At 65.8% G+C, this 17,729-nt stretch carries 15 protein-coding genes and 3 pseudogenes; 10 read left to right on the forward strand and 8 right to left on the reverse strand.

All coding sequences use genetic code 11. From position 1 onward, the window contains the following. A partial coding sequence (locus ABZ172_RS22005) for a leucine zipper domain-containing protein (protein ID WP_356884568.1) occupies positions 1-141 on the reverse strand: 141 nt, incomplete at its 3' end. A 175-nt stretch (positions 142-316) separates the two neighbouring features. On the opposite strand from ABZ172_RS22005, the gene ABZ172_RS22010 reads away from it, so the two are divergent. Beyond that, entirely contained in the window at positions 317-1,372 is a 1,056-nt protein-coding gene (locus ABZ172_RS22010; RefSeq protein WP_356885520.1) for an NAD(P)/FAD-dependent oxidoreductase, read from the forward strand. A 10-nt stretch (positions 1,373-1,382) separates the two neighbouring features. On the opposite strand, the gene ABZ172_RS22015 is transcribed toward ABZ172_RS22010, so the two are convergent. Beyond that, on the reverse strand, positions 1,383-1,952 hold the full coding sequence (locus tag ABZ172_RS22015; RefSeq protein WP_356885522.1) for an XRE family transcriptional regulator: 570 nt from the start codon (positions 1,950-1,952) through the stop codon (positions 1,383-1,385). 119 nt (positions 1,953-2,071) lie between these two features. Between ABZ172_RS22015 and ABZ172_RS22020 the strand changes: the two genes are divergently transcribed. The 3 genes from ABZ172_RS22020 to ABZ172_RS22030 are packed head-to-tail and all read left to right on the forward strand — an operon-like array spanning position 2,072 to position 5,402. Beyond that, positions 2,072-3,574: an MFS transporter gene (locus ABZ172_RS22020; RefSeq protein WP_356885524.1), complete on the forward strand. Its 1,503-nt coding sequence runs from the start codon at positions 2,072-2,074 to the stop codon at positions 3,572-3,574. 41 nt (positions 3,575-3,615) lie between these two features. Then, the gene (locus ABZ172_RS22025; RefSeq protein ID WP_356885526.1) at positions 3,616-4,266 is read left to right on the forward strand and encodes a class I SAM-dependent methyltransferase; all 651 of its coding nucleotides are present in this window, start codon (positions 3,616-3,618) and stop codon (positions 4,264-4,266) included. A 53-nt stretch (positions 4,267-4,319) separates the two neighbouring features. Further along, positions 4,320-5,402 carry an alkene reductase gene (locus ABZ172_RS22030; protein ID WP_356885528.1) on the forward strand — a complete coding sequence of 361 codons (1,083 nt, stop codon included), beginning with the start codon at positions 4,320-4,322 and terminating at the stop codon, positions 5,400-5,402. A gap of 623 nt (positions 5,403-6,025) precedes the next feature. Here the strand turns inward: ABZ172_RS22030 and ABZ172_RS22035 are convergent. The 3 genes and pseudogenes from ABZ172_RS22035 to ABZ172_RS22045 form a co-directional block, all read right to left on the reverse strand. Then, positions 6,026-6,325 carry a hypothetical protein gene (locus ABZ172_RS22035; protein WP_356885530.1) on the reverse strand — a complete coding sequence of 100 codons (300 nt, stop codon included), beginning with the start codon at positions 6,323-6,325 and terminating at the stop codon, positions 6,026-6,028. Beyond that, on the reverse strand, positions 6,292-6,426 hold the full coding sequence (locus ABZ172_RS22040) for a hypothetical protein (RefSeq protein ID WP_356885532.1): 135 nt from the start codon (positions 6,424-6,426) through the stop codon (positions 6,292-6,294). Before ABZ172_RS22040 ends, ABZ172_RS22035 begins: the two co-directional genes overlap by 34 nt. A 260-nt stretch (positions 6,427-6,686) precedes the next feature. Beyond that, positions 6,687-7,142 (reverse strand): annotated as a pseudogene (locus tag ABZ172_RS22045) (IS5 family transposase); the annotation flags it as partial. Between the two features lie 464 nt (positions 7,143-7,606). On the opposite strand from ABZ172_RS22045, the gene ABZ172_RS22050 reads away from it, so the two are divergent. Beyond that, the gene (locus ABZ172_RS22050; protein WP_356885618.1) at positions 7,607-8,905 is read left to right on the forward strand and encodes an IS110 family transposase; all 1,299 of its coding nucleotides are present in this window, start codon (positions 7,607-7,609) and stop codon (positions 8,903-8,905) included. Continuing rightward, positions 8,902-9,579 (forward strand): class I SAM-dependent methyltransferase, encoded by a 678-nt coding sequence (locus ABZ172_RS22055; protein WP_356885534.1) that lies wholly within the window; start codon positions 8,902-8,904, stop codon positions 9,577-9,579. Before ABZ172_RS22050 ends, ABZ172_RS22055 begins: the two co-directional genes overlap by 4 nt. Before the next feature lie 89 nt (positions 9,580-9,668). On the opposite strand, the pseudogene ABZ172_RS22060 reads toward ABZ172_RS22055, so the two are convergent. After that, a pseudogene (locus tag ABZ172_RS22060) lies at positions 9,669-9,935 on the reverse strand (transposase); the annotation flags it as partial. Between the two features lie 1,249 nt (positions 9,936-11,184). Here ABZ172_RS22060 and ABZ172_RS22065 point away from each other — a divergent pair. The 4 genes and pseudogenes from ABZ172_RS22065 to ABZ172_RS22080 form a co-directional block, all read left to right on the forward strand. Further along, complete coding sequence (locus tag ABZ172_RS22065; RefSeq protein ID WP_356885536.1) at positions 11,185-11,661, forward strand: DUF2690 domain-containing protein; 477 nt, start codon at positions 11,185-11,187, stop codon at positions 11,659-11,661. Between the two features lie 8 nt (positions 11,662-11,669). After that, entirely contained in the window at positions 11,670-14,759 is a 3,090-nt protein-coding gene (locus ABZ172_RS22070; protein ID WP_356885538.1) for a hypothetical protein, read from the forward strand. Positions 14,760-14,773: 14 nt separating this feature from the next. Further along, on the forward strand, positions 14,774-15,484 hold the full coding sequence (locus ABZ172_RS22075; protein ID WP_356885540.1) for a hypothetical protein: 711 nt from the start codon (positions 14,774-14,776) through the stop codon (positions 15,482-15,484). Between the two features lie 113 nt (positions 15,485-15,597). Continuing rightward, positions 15,598-16,134 (forward strand): annotated as a pseudogene (locus ABZ172_RS22080) (RHS repeat-associated core domain-containing protein); the annotation flags it as partial. A 703-nt stretch (positions 16,135-16,837) separates the two neighbouring features. Here the strand turns inward: ABZ172_RS22080 and ABZ172_RS22085 are convergent. Beyond that, complete coding sequence (locus ABZ172_RS22085) at positions 16,838-17,230, reverse strand: hypothetical protein (protein WP_030125326.1); 393 nt, start codon at positions 17,228-17,230, stop codon at positions 16,838-16,840. Between the two features lie 12 nt (positions 17,231-17,242). Continuing rightward, positions 17,243-17,725, reverse strand: coding sequence for a hypothetical protein (locus ABZ172_RS22090; RefSeq protein WP_199813860.1), 483 nt, complete (start codon positions 17,723-17,725; stop codon positions 17,243-17,245). Positions 17,726-17,729: the final 4 nt, after the last annotated feature.

The following is a 17,729-nucleotide window of genomic DNA, read 5'->3' on the forward strand; positions in this document are numbered from 1 at the left end:
CCACCGCCGCATCCATTTGTGGGCGGTGGCCCGCGAGATGCCCATCTCGGCTGCGACGTGGGCGACCGGCCGACCCGAGCGGATCCGTTCGACCAGCAACTGCCTACCGAAAACGGTTAGCCGGGCATTACGGTGGGACACGAAGACCTCCGTGCGGTGAGTTCCTAGACAGCTCCCACCACACCGGAGGTCTTCGTCATGTTCAAGACCTACCGAGTGTCAACAACGCTCGTGATCAATACACCTAGAGGTTAAGCTGCTTGCCGAAATGGCATGAGGAGTGGCGCAGGTCAGCCGGGCGGCGCACGGTTCCCGCATGGAAAGCGATCTGAGTTCGGATGTATTCGATGTACTGGTGATCGGCGGCGGAGTCGCTGGTCTGTCCGGTGCGCTGACCCTCTCCCGGGCACGGCGTTCCGTGCTGGTGCTGGACGCGGGGGAACCCCGTAATGCGCCAGCGGTTGCCGCGCACGGCCTGCTGTCGCGTGACGGGGTAGCGCCTCTGGAATTGCTGCGAGCGGGCAAAGTCGAGGTCCAGTTGTACGGCGGTCAGGTGCTCTCCGACCGGGCAGTGCGAGCCAGCTACGCGCACGGCGTCTTCGACGTCGAGACTGAGAACGGCAAGGTCTACCGGGCCCGCCGGCTCCTGGTCACGACAGGGTTGGTGGACGAGCTACCTCAGGTGCCGGGCGTGTCCGAGCGGTGGGGAAGGGACGTGCTGCACTGCCCGTACTGCCACGGCTGGGAAGTGCGCGATACGCCTATCGGCGTGCTGGGCACGGGGCCCGCGTCGGTTCACCAGGCGCTGCTGTTTCGGCAGTGGTCCAGCCGGGTGACTCTGTTCCTTCACACGGGCCCTGAGCCCGAGGAGGAGCAGTGGGAGCGGCTGGCCGCCCGCGGCATCGAGGTCGTGCAGGGGGACGTGAGCGGTTTGGAGGTCACCGACGACAAGCTGTGTGGCGTCCGGCTCAGCTCCGGCCTGGTGATCCCCGTTCAGTCGCTGGTGGTCGCGCCTCGTTTCACTGCTCGTGGGAGTCTCCTTGAAGGCCTGGGGATCAGCGCGGTGCCGCACCCCATGGGGGTGGGTACCTACGTGCCTGCGGACGCTGCGGGAGCAACCGAGGTTGCGGGTGTGTGGGTTGCCGGGAACATCGCTGATCTGATGGCCGGGCTTGCCCAGGCTCAGTCTCAGGGGGTGACGGCGGCCGCGGCCATCAACGCCGATCTTGTGAACGCAGATGCGGACGAAGCCGTCGCGCGGCTGAGGGCCGCCCCGTCCGGCAGCCTCTTCAGTGGGAGGAGCGAGGCGGCGGTCACCGAGCGCGTGCTGGGCGTGCGGCGGCACGGCATCGATTCCCTCCTCGGGGAGTGACGCGGGGCGACTAGGCGGGGCGTGCCTTGAGGTGAGCCCGTTCTCCCTGCTTCCCGAAGATGATCAGGAGTTCCACATGCCTGTCGTCGTCCGGCCCCAGCCAGTGCGGCACGTGCGTGTCGAACTCCGCTACTTCGCCGGGGGCCAGGACAAGGGACCGCTCACCGAGCACCAGGCGCAGCCGGCCGTCCAGAACGTAGATCCATTCGTAGCCTTCGTGGACGTTCAGTTCAGGTTCGGCCGTGGATGGAGCGATGACGAGCTTGTGGGCGTGCAGGCCCCCGGCACGACGGCTGAGCGGGACGTAGGTCATGCCGTCACGAGCGACCGGGCGCAGGTGGACGCGCGGGTCGCCGGTCTCCGGTGCTCCGACCAGTTCGTCGAGGGGGACCTGGTAGGCGAGAGCGAGGGGCAGAAGCAGTTCCAGGTTGGCCTTGCGGCTCCCGCCCTCCAGGCGGGAGAGCGTGCTCTCCGAGATTCCCGTGGTCTTGGAGAGTGCGGCCAGCGTGATGCCGCGTTGCTGACGCAGGGCTCGCAGACGCGGCCCGATAGCTGTGAGGACCTGTCCGATGTTGTGCATGACTCTAGGTTGCCGAAACGGCATGAGGCTTTGCAAGTTCGTTGGGCTGTGGCTCACTCTGCAGCCGACGCGGCAGTCGCCGCCGCCTTGATTCCGTACCTGTTCAGGAGAGCTCGCCCATGACCAGCCCCGCTCGCCGCGCCAGCGCGGCGACCGACCCCACCGCGGCCGACCCGCACCGGTGGATGACTCTGATCGTGGCATCCGTCGCGACCCTCATGGTTGTCCTTGATGTCTCTATCGTGAACATCGCCCTTCCCCAGGCCCAGAGCGATCTGGGGATGAGCGACGCCAGCCGCCAGTGGATGATCACCGCATACGCGCTGGCCTTCGGCGGATTGCTGCTGCTCGGCGGCCGAATCGCCGACTTCGTCGGGCGCAAGAAGGCACTGCTCCTTGGCCTGCTCGGGTTCGCCGCTGCGTCCATGCTCGGCGGCCTGGCCCCCAACCCGGGCACCTTGTTCACCGCACGCGCTCTGCAGGGCGCGTGCGCCGCAGTCCTTGCTCCCGCAGCACTCTCCCTGATCACCGTCGCGTTCACCGACCCGAAGGAGCGCGCCAAGGCGTTCGGGATCTTCGGCGCCTTCCAGGGAGGCGGCGGCGCAGTGGGGCTGCTGCTGGGAGGCGTGCTCACCGAATACGCAGGATGGCGCTGGTGCATGTACATCAACGTCCCTATCGCGCTGGTCGCGGCTCTCGCCGCCCGCCCCTACGTCCGTGAAAGCCGCGCGCAGGGTGACCGCCACTACGACATCCCCGGCGCCGTCCTGGTGACGGGCGGGCTCGGCTGCCTGGTCTACGGATTCGCCCAGGCAGCCGACGGCGACGGCTGGACGGCGCCGATCACGCTCGGGCTTCTCGCCGCCGCGGTGGTTCTACTGGCCGCGTTCGTCCTGGTCGAGCACCGCAGTGCGCATCCGCTGCTGCCCCTGCGGGTAATCCTCGACCGATCCCGTGCCGGAGTGTTCCTCGCCAATCTCCTGATCGGCGCCGGCATGTTCGGAATGAACCTGTTCATGACCTACTTCCTGCAGGTCAATCTGGGCTACACGCCTCTGCAGGCAGGCTGTGCGTTCCTTCCCTTCAGCGTCGGGATCATCGCCACCACCACCCTGGGCGCCCCGCTGGTCAACCGCTACGGTCCCAAGATCCTCATGGCAGCAGGCACCACGCTGGCAACAGTAGGACTGCTTTGGCTCACCCGACTGGACATGGCATCGGGCTACACCGGTGAGGTACTGCCGACCCAGATCCTCGTCAGCGTCGGCGTCGGATTCTTCTTCCTGGCGGGCCCCAACATCGCACTCACCGGCGTCAACCCGCACGACGCGGGCGTCGCCAGCGCCGCCCTGAGCACCAGCCAGCAGATCGGCGCAGCACTCGGCCCCGCCCTTCTCAACACTCTCTACATCTCCGCCGTCACCGGCTACCTCGCCTCACACACCACCACACCCGGCGAAGCCGCCAAGAACCTCCAACTCGAAGCATTCCTGCACGGCTACCGCATTGCGTTCATCGTTGCCGGAGCCCTCCTGGCAGCCGCACTCGTCGCTCTCATCACCTTGGTGAAGTCCCCCAAGGGCGCCGCCGACACCGCGACTGCCGCACCTTCCGTCCACTGACCCTCGCGCCTACCCAGGTCACTCGAAGGAGACACGCCGCCATGGACGAATTCACACGCGAGATCCACGCCGTCAGCGACGCCGCACGGTTCTGGGAGCACCTCTACCGCGGCAAGGACGGCATCTGGAAGAACACGGCCAATGCGCTGCTCGCCGAAACTGCCGCACATCTGCCCCCAGGACGCGCCCTGGACCTGGGATGCGGCGAAGGCGGCGACACCCTGTGGCTGGCCACGCACGGCTGGCACGTCACCGCCGTCGACATCGCACCGACCGCGCTGCACCGCACCGCGCAGCTCGCCGCCGATAACGGCGTCGAAGAACGCGTGGAGACACAACAGTACGATCTGGCAGCCGAGTTCCCCGGCGGCGCCTTCGACCTCATCTCCGCCCAATACCTGCAAACGCCCTACGCGTTGCCGCGAGCCGAGATACTGCGCCGCGCCGCACACCAGCTCACCACCGGCGGGATCCTCCTCATCGTCGATCACGGCTCGGTACGCCCCTGGGCATGGAACACCGACCCCGACACCCACTTCCCCAGCCCGGAGAACATCTACGACGACCTCGACCTCGACACCGGGCAATGGATCCCCCAACGCCTGGCCACCCCCCAGCGCGTCGCCACCGGACCCGACGGACAGACCGCAGCGGTCACCGACACCGTCGTCGCCGTGTGCCGCATCGCATAACCCGCACCTCGTGCCCCGTCACGAATGCTGAATCCCCACAGGAGCCATCTTTCATGAACGACCTCTTCGATCCCGTCACCGTCGGCAAGTGGACACTGAGCAACCGCATCGTCATGGCCCCCATGACCCGCAACCGTGCCACCCCGGACGGCGTCCCCACCGATCTCATGGCCACCTACTACGCCCAACGGGCGACCGCCGGCCTGATCGTCACGGAGGGAGTGCAGCCCAGCACCGTCGGACAGGGCTACATGAACTCACCCGGCCTGCACACTCCTGATCAGGTCGAAGGCTGGCGCGCTGTCGCCGACGGCGTGCACCAGGCGGGTGGACGGATCGTCGCCCAGCTCATGCACGCCGGACGGATCTCTCACCCGGACAACAAGCACCAGGCCGAGACCGTCGCTCCCAGCGCCATCGCCGCCCCCGGCGAGATGTTCACCGCCACCGGACCCCAGCCGCACCCCACCCCCCGCGCCCTGACACTCGCTGACATCCCCGGTGTCATCGACGAATACGTTCAGGCGGCCCGCAACGCAATCGACGCAGGCATGGACGGCATCGAACTCCACGGCGCCAACGGATACCTGCTGCACCAGTTCCTCGCACCCTCCGCCAACCAGCGCACCGACACCTATGGCGGCTCCCCCCAGGCCAGGGCCCGTTTCGTCATCGAGGTTGCCCAGGCCGTGAGTGACGCCATCGGAAGCGAACGCGTGGGCATCCGCATCTCCCCGGCGATCAACCTTCACGGCGCACTGGAGAGCGACCCCGAGGCCACAGCGGCCACCTACAGGACCCTGGTCGATGCCCTCTCCGACATGGGCCTGGCCTACCTCCACACCATCGGTGATCCCGCCTCCGAGCTGATCACTGATCTTGCCCGCCGGTTCGCAGGTGTCCGCATCGTCAGCAACGGCTGGGACCCGGTCACCGACGTCACTGCCGCCCAGAACCTCATCAGCAGCGGCCAGGCAGATCTCGTCGCCGTGGGACGCGCCTTCATCGCCAACCCTGACCTGGTCCACCGCTGGCAGACCGGAGCCAACCTCAATCAGCCCGACGGAACGACCTTCTACGGAGGTGACCACCGCGGCTACACGGACTACCCCTCCCTCCACCAGAACCGCAAGTAGTTCCTGAGGGCTGTCCCGTAACTGTCATCAGCGGTCTGCTGGGCGGTCTACAGCCGGACGCACCGCGCCAGCTGGCCGTGCTTCACGGTTCTGCGGCGTCAGGACGCGGATGCGGCCCGCAGGGGCCGGCCGTGGAGCCTGGGGGGCGTCCCGCTGCACCGATAGTGTGCTGTGAAGAGGTGCAGCAGATTTTGGCGGAGATGTCCGCCTGTTCTGAGTCGTCGTGTGCATCGGCTGTCTGGGAGTGCATCCTGGGAACCGGGTCAGCCGCCGTGCAACGGTTTGAGGAACCGGCAGTCGCAGTCGACCCAGGGGATGCACGGTGGTCTCTGGCCCGGCGTGGCCTGCTTCGCCTGCGGGAGTCACCACATCCGGCGGACGGCCTTACTATCCTGGATCTGCGGCGATCTCGACGTACGGCTCGAGATGAAGGCAGTCCCCCAGAGGTCGAGGCAGGCGAGCGTAGTTTTTGGACTGGGGCCCCCTTCGGCTGCGCGAGCGCGGGTACCCGGGATCACCTTGGGAACTGGGTCAAGGCACCGGCCCGTGGCCTGCGGCACATGATTGCCGCAGGCCACGGGCCTGTCGCTTGACGACGCTCTGCGGGTGCTTGACCTGTCAGTTCAGAAGAGGTCGAGCTCTGCAGACTCGACTGCACCCAGTAGTCGGCATTCTCCGGTCTTTCCGTCAACGCGCAGGTAGCCCGTACCCACAGCTATGTCCCGGGGGTCTCCGTCACGGAGATAGGCAGCTGACTGGCAGTCGAAATAGAAGTCGCCTCCCACTTGGGCGCTTTCCCCTTCGACGAGTGCGAGGGCCATGCCTTCGTGGCTGACCTGCTGGTCCAGGAAGTTCTGGGCCAGCACGGCAGCGTCTTCGACGTTCAGCATCAGTCTGTCCTCAGGAGAGAGAAGTTCCGCCATGGCGAGAGGCTGGCATGTCCTGTCTGACCGTCTAGGAACACGACCTCTCCTTTGACGTTCACCACATTGAAGACATGGGTGAGTCTGCCCTTCTGCCCCATGACGAACCTCTAGCGCCGTCCCCTGCGGTTTTGATCTGATTGACGATGCCGGAGATGGTGGACGACTTGAACTGTCTACCTCCGTAAAGGGCTTCGATCGGCGCAGTCGAGCCGGCCGCCAGCTTGCCGGCGCCGAGGAGGGTGCGCCGTCGGCGAGCAGACAGTCGACTGCCACTGCGCAGGCACGGCAGTTCGTACCGCCGCCCTGAGGGTTTACCAGCGCCTTGAGCTGTGGGGTGATGGGGGTCTTATTGATGGTTTCAGAATGAGATCCGTAGTCGTCTCAAGCAGATAATGCTGCAGGCGAGTTGGAGCAGTCCGAGGTGGAGGTCGGCTCGTATCTCGTAGCGGATGCGCAGTCGTTTGAACTGGTGGAGCCAGGCGAAGGTCCGTTCGACGACCCACCGTGTCTTGCCCAGTCCCGAGCCGTGCGGGGTGCCGCGGCGGGCGAACTTGGAGGTGATTCCACGTGCGCGGACGAGACGCCGGTACTTGTCGTAGTCGTACCCGCGGTCGGCGAACAGCCGTCGGGGCCGGTGGCGTGGTCGGCCGCGCAGGCCACGAATCCGGGGTATGGCGTCCAGCAGAGGCATGAGCTGGGTGACGTCGTGACGGTTTCCGCCGGTCAGAGAGACAGCGAGCGGAGTGCCGTGCCGGTCGACGATCAGGTGGTGCTTGCTGCCGGGCCGGGCCCGGTCGACCGGCGAAGGTCCGGTGTGAGCCCCCCTAATCCAGTGCGTAAGCAGACGGCCCGGGCCCATGCAACGACCCGGGCCGACTGCTCGCACTGGACAGCGAATGCCTGGATCCCCCCCTGGCCGTCAAGGCCTCCTCAAAGAGCGGCATCGCTGTCCGCTGCGGGGTCCGTGGTGATGACGCGGGCGCCGGGCTGATGCCTCCGTTTCCCCGGGCCCTTGAGGCCTCTGTCAAGAGCGGCGCAGCCCGGCGCCTCCGTGGTCACCGCGAAACTCGCGGCGACTGCTTGGACGTTGATCGTCACGGCGCGAGTCCGCTCCAGGGTCGACCTCTTGTTCATCCGCGAGCCCGTGAGCTCTGCAGAAAGATCGAGCTCCTGGAGTGCGCTGGTGTCGCGAACGGCTACTGAGATGGCGGACCAATGAGTCCTTGGATTAGGGCGCCGCGTGACCCGCATGTCCTCGTGACCTGCATAAACGGACGGATCTGGGAGGACAGCTTGACCGTTTTCTGTGGCATCGACTGGGCAGAGCGTCACCACGACGTCGCCCTCGTCGACGAAGCCGGCACTCTGCTCGCCAAAGCCCGTATCACTCACGACGCGGTCGGCTACCACCAGCTCCTAGCTCTCTTGGCCGAGCACGGCGACAGCCCAGACGATCCGATACCGGTGGCCATCGAGACCAGCCACGGCCTCCTGGTCGCGAGCCTGCGCACTGGCAGCCGTCGGGTCTTCGCGATCAACCCGCTCGCCGCCGCCCGCTACCGCGACCGCCACGGCGTCAGCCGAAAGAAGTCCGACCCAGGCGACGCCTTGGTCTTGGCGAACATCCTGCGCACCGATATGCACGCCCACCGGCCCCTGCCGGACGACTCCGAACTCGCCCAGACCATCACCGTCCTGGCCCGAGCACAGCAGGATGCCGTCTGGACCCGGCAGCAGGTCGCCAATCAGGTCCGCTCGCTCCTGCGCGAGTATTACCCTGCCGCTCTGCTGGCCTTCCAGGGCAAGCAAGGCGGTCTGACCAGGGCTGACGCCCGCGTCATCCTCACTCTGGCGCCGACTCCGGCCAAGGCCGCGAAGCTCACCCTCGCCCAGCTGCGGGCTGCCCTCAAACGCAGTGGCCGCCTCCGCGGCTGCGACGCGGAAGCCGAGCGGCTGCGGGCCGTCTTCCGCGCCGAGTACGCCCACCAGCTGCCCGGCGTCGAGAATGCCTTCGGTCACCAGCTCCTGGCCCTGCTCAAGCAGCTGGACGCCACCTGCCAGGCCGCAAACGACCTCGCGGAGGCGGCCACAGCCGCCTTTCACCAGCACGCCGACAGCGAGATCCTGCTCAGCTTCCCCGGCCTGGGGCCCATGCTCGGCGCTCGCGTGCTCGCCGAGCTGGGCGACGACCGGGCACGGTTCGCCGACGCACGGGCGCTGAAGTCGTACGCCGGCTCCGCCCCCATCACCCGGGCCTCCGGCAAGAAGCGCTTCGTCGGCCGCCGGTTCGTCAAGAACAACCGCCTCATCAACGCCGGCTTCCTCTGGGCCTTCGCCGCCCTTACCGCCTCACCCGGAGCCAATGCTCACTACCGGCGCCGACGCGAGCATGGTGACTGGCATGCCGCCGCACAACGGCACCTGCTGAACCGCTTCCTCGGCCAGCTCCACCACTGCCTCAAGGCCCGGCAGTTCTTCGACGAACAACACGCCTTCGCCCCCTCCTCCAAGCTCCTACGGGACCCGGAAGTCCAAACAGCGGCGATGTCAGTGCATCCGTCTAGAGTCCCCGCGTGACTGAGCCTTCTTACCTGTCTGAGGTCCGGGAGTCATACGACACCGTGGCCAACGCCTACGCCACCCTCGTCAAGCCCCCATCAGAACTGGATCCGTTGTCACGCTCGATGCTGACCGCGTTCGCCGAACTCGTGCAGGCATCTGGCCTCGGACCGGTCGCAGACCTGGGCTGCGGCCCGGGCAAAGTGACGGCGCACCTCGCCGGGCTCGGGGTGTCGCCGATCGGCATCGACGTGTCCCCGAGGATGATCGAACTTGCGCGCACCGCCTTTCCGGACCTGCCGTTCTCGGTGGGATCCATCACCGCCCTGGAGTTCGCGGACGACGCGCTTGGCGGCATCCTGGCCTTCTACTCCACCCACCACACGCCTCCCGAGCTGCTGCCGCTCGTGTTCGCCGAGTTCCACCGCACCCTGGCACACGGTGGACATCTTCTCCTCGTGGGTCACGTCGGTTCCGGTGAGCACCGTCGTCCCACACAGGCCTACGGCGGTCTTCCAGTGTCCTTCGAGTCCTATCGCCTGCCTCCGGGTCAGCTTGCGCAGTTGCTGAACCAGGCCGGGTTCACCATCGACGCTCAACTGGTGCAGGAGCCAGACGAAAAACTGACATGGAAGATCGCCAGCTTCCTTGCCCACAAGCCGATCTCCCAGGAGGCCAGCTTGACTTCCTAGCCCCCTGAGATGTCTTTGAGGGCCCTGACGTGCGAGCCGTCGATCGCGGCGTCGTCCATCTCCAGCAGACCTTCTCTGCGTAGTTCCGTCAGCAGGACCTCATGCAACCGGGGCCATACCCCGGCCTCGGTCCAGTCCCGCAGACGCCGCCAGGCCGTCACGCCACTGCAGCCGACCAGCTCTGCGGGAACGTCCCGCCAGCTCACACCCTTGCGCAACACGTACACGATGCCCCGCAGGGCAGCACGGTCATCGGCCGGCAGCCGCCCGGGATAGCGATGACGCCGAGGCGGACGCACCGGCAGCAGCGGGGCTATGCGTTCCCACAGGTCATCAGGCACAAGATCAGCAGACACCCACCAGATCCTGCCGACGCAACACCCAACTGCCAAGCCAACACACCGATCTCATTCTGAAACGATCAGTAAGTGACGCGAGTGGGCGCTGTGGACGTTGCGCTATGTGAGGTGCGCCACTCTTGACTTTTGGGCCTCGCGGGTCGCGTGTTCGCAATGACGTCGCGACATCGGGTGAGAGGGCAGGGGGCTGCTGGTGGGTCAGGTGCTCCGGCACGTCAGGTCTGGGCTGTTTGTCCGCGGGGCCGGATGCGGACCGTGTGCCACGAGTCGGACGGCACCTACGGAGCCGATCACTGCCGAGTTGCGCGAAAGTGCGGTGAGGCGGTCAGCCACAAGCGGATTCTAGGAACATGTGGGCGTCCGAGGCTGAAGGCGCCGGTGGTGCAGCCGGCACTGCACCGCCGAGCCCGACCCGACATCGGCCAAGGCGCCGCCGCGGCCAAGGCGCCGGGCTGATCGGCCCCGCCCCTCTCAGTCGAGCCGAACACGAAATGGGTCAGCGACTTCGCCTACCTGCCCATCGACAGCGGAAGTTCTGCTACCTGCGGTGGTCAACCCCGTCTCCGTCCTCTGGCTGATAGCCGACCATAAGCGCGCTGACCTCATAGTCGACGCCCCGACCACGCGGATCCGCGCCGCCGCAGCCTCATTGGCGCCAGTTCGGCAACGGGGCCAGGTGTGGGTAGAGCTTGGCCTGCGAAACGCTGTCCAAGCGAGCTTTGAGGCAGGGGCATAATCCGCCGTCGCTGTCCTCTCTGCACCGACGCAAGGGCGAATGGGGCCGAAAGGCTCCCTTCAGTCACGGAACCCCGATCCCATAGGCCAGCAAGGTCAACGAGCCTTCCCGTGCGTGCGATCGGTGCGATACTCTCTGCGCGCTACAGCTACCTGACCGTCACCCTGGAGGGGAAGGGTGAAGGCTTTTGTCTGTCTTACGAGCATGTGGGATGTCCTGCGTTCTCTGACGATGACTGTGCCCGCTGTGTCGGCGGCCGACCAGATCGGTGTGAGAGGCAGCACACATCCAGTCATGGACTGATCGGTCGGTACGAGTGGCTGCTGCTGCCCGCATAGCCCGCAGGATCCACGCGGATGTGCACTCGGTGTCGGGGCTATTCGGCCTGCCCGATGCAAGGCACGCCGGCCTCACGCGTTGCGGGACACCTAGGTCAAATCCCTGCCCTTCATCCAACTTAAGGAGAGCGATTTGCGCACACGAAGATGGGGCCGCGCGGGAGCAGCTCTGATGCTCCTCTGCCTGTCCCAGGCAATGGCAGCGACCACAGCTACCGCTGCGGAGGCCGCGGGCTGCACCCGGTCGGGCTGTACGGGCAAGAATCCGGTGGCCATGGGCTGCGACACAGACGCTCAGGTCATCGAGCAGATCAACCAGGGCAATGACATTGAGATCAAGCTGGTGTGGTCGCCCGGATGCCAGGCTACCTGGGCGAAGGTGAGCATCAACCCGCTCTACCAGCAGTCGGTCTACGCGGCACTGTGGCAGACCCCGACGCTGGGGGGCTTTGCAGCGCCACGTCCCACCCCCAGCATCACCACATCCAACCCCACTGGTGTCTCGCCCATGGGTGACTGGAAGATGACCAGCAAAGCCTGCTGGAACAGCCGGAACGATAACTGGGAACCGGAACCCCTGCTCTATGAGGAGGGTGGCAAGGTGATACCCACGCCCCTCGTCAACGGCGACTGTACGGACTGGATATGAGACGGCACATGTTGAAGCGCACACGAACCGTCCGCCACAGACTCACCGGTCAAGGGCTCGCGACCGCCGTGCTTGCCTCCTCGATTGCCCTGATCCCGCTCGTGGCCCAGGAGAGCCCCGCCGAGGCAGCAGACACTACGACGAACGTCCTCTTCTCCACGCCCGAGAAGGCTCTTGGCGACGGATTCGAAAAGTCCGGGGACATCGTTGTCAACGGGACCGGAGACTCCGACGGTTTCCACATCGTGACCGCCGCGGAGCGGGAGGGGTATACCTTCCACGAGGTTGCCTCCCTGCAGCGCAAAGACATCGACGCAGGACCGTGGACAGGGTACGTGTGCACTACCGGTTCCGGCCGGTACGCGGCGGCGGTCTACATGCCGTCGCTGTGGGTCAACAAACCGGGCGCTACCTACCGCGGGGCGTTCGCCGCCGTCGTCCGGCTCAGTGACGGCAAGGTCACTGAGATCGCTCAGGGCGTCCAACTTTCCTACCATTCGCCGGGCTGTGGCGACGATGACCGGGTGCTGTTCGCCAGCAGTACGGCCACCGACGCTGACGCCGGGACGACCACGGTCATCGAGGCGGACGCCGTGACGGGCAAAGCCACTGCCAACCGGAAGGTCACCGGTCAGCTCGCGCACCTGTTGCCCACAGTGCGCGGTGACTATGGAGTACTTGACGGCAATTTGGTGAAGCTGACCGGCAAGGGCAAGTCCACACGGGCGCAGAAGCAAACCGCACTGCCCGGCCCGGTCTTCGAGCTGACCACTTCGGCCGAGGGTGCCCTTGACCTCGGGGTTGTGAAAGATCGCAAGAGCGTCATCAACCGCTGGCAGGCAGGGAAGCTCACCGAGCTCGGTTCGGGAGTCGTCGGCAAGCTCAAGCTGTTCCCCCGCAAGGGCGGTTCCCTCGTAGTCGGAGACGTGGCCGGCATCGACACCGCGCGCGCACCCGGCCTGAAGGCCCAGCCCTTCACCGGACGCCCCACGAGCGTGTCACGTGAGGGCCACCTGATCACCACTTCGATGGTCTCGGATGAACTGAAGGGCGTCACCGCACCCGAAGGCACGCCGGAGGCAGGAGCCACCAGCGATGGCCAGGCAGCTGGACTGGTCCGGATCCAGGCGACGGCCACCCGCACGGGTGCCAAGTCGACGATTGCCTTCGATGCGAACACCACGCAGGTGAAGCCGGACGCGGCAAGCGCTCCCGCAATGGATCCGGCCGCGTTCACCGCCTCCGGCGCCACAAAGGCCGCTGTGCAGTCGGCGGCAGTTGGTGCGGCCGCCGAGCCGCGGGACGACGTAGAACCCCTCACCTGTGGGGAGGGATCCAAGGAGTCGTTCTGCCTCTCCAGCCAGGGCGCCGAGGTGTTCGTCCGCGACGGGAAGGTGGAGGGATACGAGATCCCTTGCCTGGTGAAGCGGAACAACCCGAAGCGGCAGGCGCTCCAGCCGAGCGCCAACCAGGTTGAGTGGGCGGTCGACCAAGCCGTTCATGGCCGGCTCACCTTGCAGCGATCGGCGAACTGGCACGACACGGGCCTACCCGCGTACACCCCGCAGGGGCTCTTCCCCAAGCCGGCACTGACCGGCGGCGGTGATATCCCGGCCCAGGTAGTCCTCGGCATCCTCGCCCAGGAGTCCAACTTCAAGCAGGCATCCTGGCACTCGATGAACGGCGCGGCCGGCAACGTCCTCCAGGCGGACTGGTTCGGCAACGGAGCCAGCATTCACCATTACCCGGACAGCACCAAGTCGGACTGCGGTTACGGTATCGCCCAAGTCACCACCGGCATGGCCGACGACGACACCCCGCCGCTCGACGCCACGCGTGCAGGCGCCGTTGCTACCGACTACGCGACGAACATCGCGGCCGGCATGCAGATCCTCGCGGAGAAGTGGAACCAGTTGAAGGCGCTGGGCATGGAGGCCAACAGCGGCGACCCCAGGTACATCGAGAACTGGTACATGGCGCTGTGGGGCTACAACAGTGGCGTCTACACCGATTCGAGTGAGCCCCGCGGCCTCGGCTACTTCAACAACCCGGCCAACCCGGAGTATCCGGCGGACCGCACGCCGTTCCTCCGGGACAGCTACGACGACGCAGCCTCCCCTGCGAACTGGCCCTACCAGGAAAAGGTCCTGGGCTGGGCGGAGACCCCTCACAAGACGTGGGATTGGGAGGAGTCCTACGAGAAGCCCGACTTCCCGGGCCTGATCAACTTCGAGCAGATGAACCTGCCGGGCGACTACTTCAATTTCTGCTCGCCCACCGTGAACAACTGCACGCCGCACGCGGCCGACCCCTGCCCTGCGTGGAACGACACCTGTCGCTGGGCCGGAAGCGCCTCGTGGCTCAGCAGCGCTCAGGACACCGGCAACTCGTCTGTGGAGACGCTGAAGTACACCCTTGGCTCGAGTGAACCTGCGCTCATCGCCAAATACCCGTCCGGGCCCTGCATGACGACGCCCGACGGCACCCCAGGCACGATGATCATCGACGATCTCAACGGCCGTGAGGACGTCTACGGTTGCGGGGACTACGAGGCGGCCTCGGACGGCAAGTTCACCCTTCAGTACGGAGACAGCCTCCTCACGTACCGCGATGACCTCGAGACATGGAGAGCTACCCCAGCCATCGCGCAGATCGACGTCCACCAGCTGGGCGCCGGATACAACGGCCACGTATTCTTCACCCACTCCTATCCGGAAGGCGACTTCTTCCACAAGGTCACCGGGCGGTGGACACTCAACCCGACGAACCTACCGACTGCCGACAAGGCGGGCGCGCGGTACAACGTGTGGATCCACCTGCCCAACCACGGCGCAGAGGCGATCGTGCGCTACACCGTGCACCCCGGCCCCAATGCCGAGGGACTCGGGCCTGATACCTGCAGGCTCGATCAGAAGAGATGGAGTGCGGGCAAGGACACATGGTTCAAGCTTGGCTCCATGAGGTTCTGGAAGGGTGGGCACATAGAGATGGACAACGAACACGACCCAGGCACGGGTGACGCCAATGTCGCCTTCGACGCCGTTGCCCTGGTCCCCGCGGCGAATCCCGACGCAGGTAACTGCAAGTTCGGATACTGATGAGGCCCGCACACTTGCTGCGCCGCCAGGTGGTGACGGCAGTCGCTCTCGTGGCTGCCGTCACCGTGGTCGGCTGCACACAGCAGAAAGCAACGCCGGATCCCGGTGTCTACCCCGGTGACGCTCCTGCGACGCCGAAGAGGACACTCCCAGAACTCACGGCGACGAACCCCCCCTCGGCGTCCCAATGGCCGAAGGAGGCCCTGCCAGCCGAGCAGGCGCCAGCGCTGGCGGAACCCAAGGTCATCGCACCTGGTTACCGAGTGGACGACTTCCTGACCGGCCTAGCTGGCCGGTGGGACGTTTCTCTCGGCGAACAGCGTCTGATCGATGCCCCCGGGGACAAAGACGTCTGGCACTTCACCGGCTCCGTGTCGGGCAGCGGCGAGAAGCAACTCTCCATCGCCGGCGTCCCTACAAAACAGGGCGACATCATCGGGTTCTCCTGCCTGGTGGACGCCGACCGGCCGCGGGCCGGGGCATTCCTGAAGGACTGCGCCAAGACCGGGATACCGAACTGGGACGATGAGCGCGCGGTGGCCTGGTTGAGTACGGCCAAGCGGCAGGTCGACGCTGCCTACTCCAAGAAACACCGCCCTATAGTTAGTGCCATGTTCGTGTCCGAGAAGGCGCATGCACTCCTGCGCAGATCCGGTCCCACGCCAGATTCGACCGGAACATACGAGCTGTCGGTGGCGGGCGGTGGGGTCGCCGAAAACTCCTGATTCACGGGATGAACCCGTACCCCCAGTCGCCCGGAAGTGCTTCAGCTTCCGGGCGACTGCCGACCAGCGCGGACGACCCCTGGGCCACGGTCACGGAACCGGTTGAGGGTGCCGCTGACAAGACCACCGCGTACCTGTACGACGCCGGCGGAAGCCGCTTGATCAGCCGGACGGACAGCGAGACCACGCTCTACCTCGGCCACACCGAGATCGTCCTGCCCGAGGGCTCGGCGGTGCCGAAGGCCACCCGGTTCATCGACCTGGGCAACGGCCAGCAGGCAGTCCGTAACGATAACGGCAGCATTGCCTTCACGATCGGCGACCATCACGGCACCGGCCAACTCGCAGTCGATGCCTCGAGCCTCGCCCTCACCCAGCGCCGCACCGCCCCCTTCGGCAGTGCCCGCGGCGATGTCCCGACGAGCTGGCCCAGCACCAAGGGCTTCGTTGGCGGCACCACCGACACCAGCACGGGACTGACCCACCTCGGTGCCCGCGAGTACGACCCGGGCATCGGCCGATTCATCAGCGTCGACCCGATCATGGACCTCGCCGACCCGAAACAGATCAACGGCTATAACTACGCCAACAACGCTCCGGCCGCCCTTTCCGACCCCACCGGTCTGCGTCCGGACGGAATCTGTGGCGGTAACAGCAGCACGTGCGTGCCAAGCAACTCGGTATCGAAAACTACTTGCCGAACCGCCGTACGATCGTGACGCGCATTTGACGCTCTGGGTGCTCGGTGGCCCTCATATTGGATCAGAATTCCCTCCTGACCTGCCTATTTGCTGCCTGCGTCCGTGCCGACATCTTTCCGATGACTCATCACGTGAGAGCGCGGTGCACGGAAGCCGTCGCTCCTGGTTCAAAGTCCCAGAAAAGTCCCAGAGACTCTGTCATACCCCGCCTCGACTCTCATTTCTCCAGGTCAGAGGGGGTGTGACGGCGCCATTTTGGCAGGCTTTCAGATGTCCCGGAAGACACCGCGCACTTCCATGACCTGCGACGATGCGCGGTTGTACAGCGTTGACCTGCGTCGATTATCTTTCAGATGTCTCCTGCGCGTGCACGCTGATGCTGGCGAAAGTCCCAGAAAAGTCCCAGGGGTCCCTGCAGCTCACGACCGTTCTCTGGGCTCCACGTGGGCCTTTGCCGAGGTTTTCCCGGGCCGGTCCCGGGGCTTTCGGGCCTCGCGGTGTAGACAGCTGAGGTCGGTCAAAGAGCGGTCCCCGGGTGGGCAGGGATACCTGCCGCTGGTTGGTAACCAGCGGCAGGACGGGTGCTGGTGAGTATGACGATTTCCCTCTGCGGGGATGGATGGCAGTGCACTACCGCCCATCCCCGCCCCCGTTATTCTTTTCTGGCAGAGGGGAATGCGCTCTGGCCAGGCGGAGCAGCCGTGCCGATGACTGTCTGGAGGTCGAAGACGAGAACCAGCCAGTACCGCCGCAGAGTCGCGAGTTCGTGGAAGATCTGTCGGGAGATGACTGCTTCCTGCTCCATCGAGCTGTTGGATTCCCGCACAGTCAGAACGACTTGGTAGCGCTCGAACGGGATGCCTTTGTCCTCCTCGTACTCATGCTCCATTTCTAGTTCAAGTGTTGCGTTGCTCAGGCTTGCGACGTAATCCGCGGGCACGTTCACAGCGCGCCGCAGCCTCCCGCCACAAGCCAGTGCCACGTCTGCGACGAGGGCTTCCACAGGGTGACCGGGGTGGATGAAGATGCTGTGGTGGGAGGTCACAGTTCAGCTCCCTCAGGGGTAGGTGATGTCGTAGCCGTCGCCGACTATGCGGATGAAGTCCATCCGTCCGGGCGGATTGTTGCGCAGGAACTTACCCAGCCCCTCTTGTGCCGCTGACTCACTCAGACCGCTCGCGCGTGCGTCGATGATGGCATGCCTGGCCTGGCCCTTCGCCGAGTTCAACTGGTTCTTCACCGTGTTTGCGGCGGCTCCCGGAATCAAGCTCTTGAACTCCGTCGGCACCCCGTTCACTTCGGAGTCGGCGGTCCTCACTCCTGGCACGGTCGACTCCTTGAGTGCCTTCACGTTCTTGCCTTCGGACAGGAGGAGTTCGGCGATGCGCCCTTCGGCGTCGTTGAACGCCGCGGCGCTGAGGTCGAGTTTGCGGGCAGCCGCGTTCTGCCAGCCAGTTCTGTGCGAAGGACGCCGTGGCGTGGTGACTCGTCTCGAACGTGAACGTGGACTGCCGCAGATCCCGAGCGACCACGATCGCAACGAG

Source organism: Streptomyces sp. NPDC006296 (genome assembly GCF_040613235.1).
Lineage (GTDB): Bacteria > Actinomycetota > Actinomycetes > Streptomycetales > Streptomycetaceae > Streptomyces.

Excerpts from the sequence above, each read along its gene's own strand:
- ABZ172_RS22010 (WP_356885520.1), top strand. The coding sequence starts at position 317 with ATGGAAAGCGATCTGAGTTCGGATGTATTCGATGTACTGGTGATCGGC.
- ABZ172_RS22015 (WP_356885522.1), bottom strand. The coding sequence starts at position 1,952 with ATGCACAACATCGGACAGGTCCTCACAGCTATCGGGCCGCGTCTGCGA.
- ABZ172_RS22020 (WP_356885524.1), top strand. The coding sequence starts at position 2,072 with ATGACCAGCCCCGCTCGCCGCGCCAGCGCGGCGACCGACCCCACCGCG.
- ABZ172_RS22025 (WP_356885526.1), top strand. The coding sequence starts at position 3,616 with ATGGACGAATTCACACGCGAGATCCACGCCGTCAGCGACGCCGCACGG.
- ABZ172_RS22030 (WP_356885528.1), top strand. The coding sequence starts at position 4,320 with ATGAACGACCTCTTCGATCCCGTCACCGTCGGCAAGTGGACACTGAGC.
- ABZ172_RS22035 (WP_356885530.1), bottom strand. The coding sequence starts at position 6,325 with ATGGCGGAACTTCTCTCTCCTGAGGACAGACTGATGCTGAACGTCGAA.
- ABZ172_RS22040 (WP_356885532.1), bottom strand. The coding sequence starts at position 6,426 with ATGGGGCAGAAGGGCAGACTCACCCATGTCTTCAATGTGGTGAACGTC.
- ABZ172_RS22065 (WP_356885536.1), top strand. The coding sequence starts at position 11,185 with ATGCTCCTCTGCCTGTCCCAGGCAATGGCAGCGACCACAGCTACCGCT.
- ABZ172_RS22070 (WP_356885538.1), top strand. The coding sequence starts at position 11,670 with ATGTTGAAGCGCACACGAACCGTCCGCCACAGACTCACCGGTCAAGGG.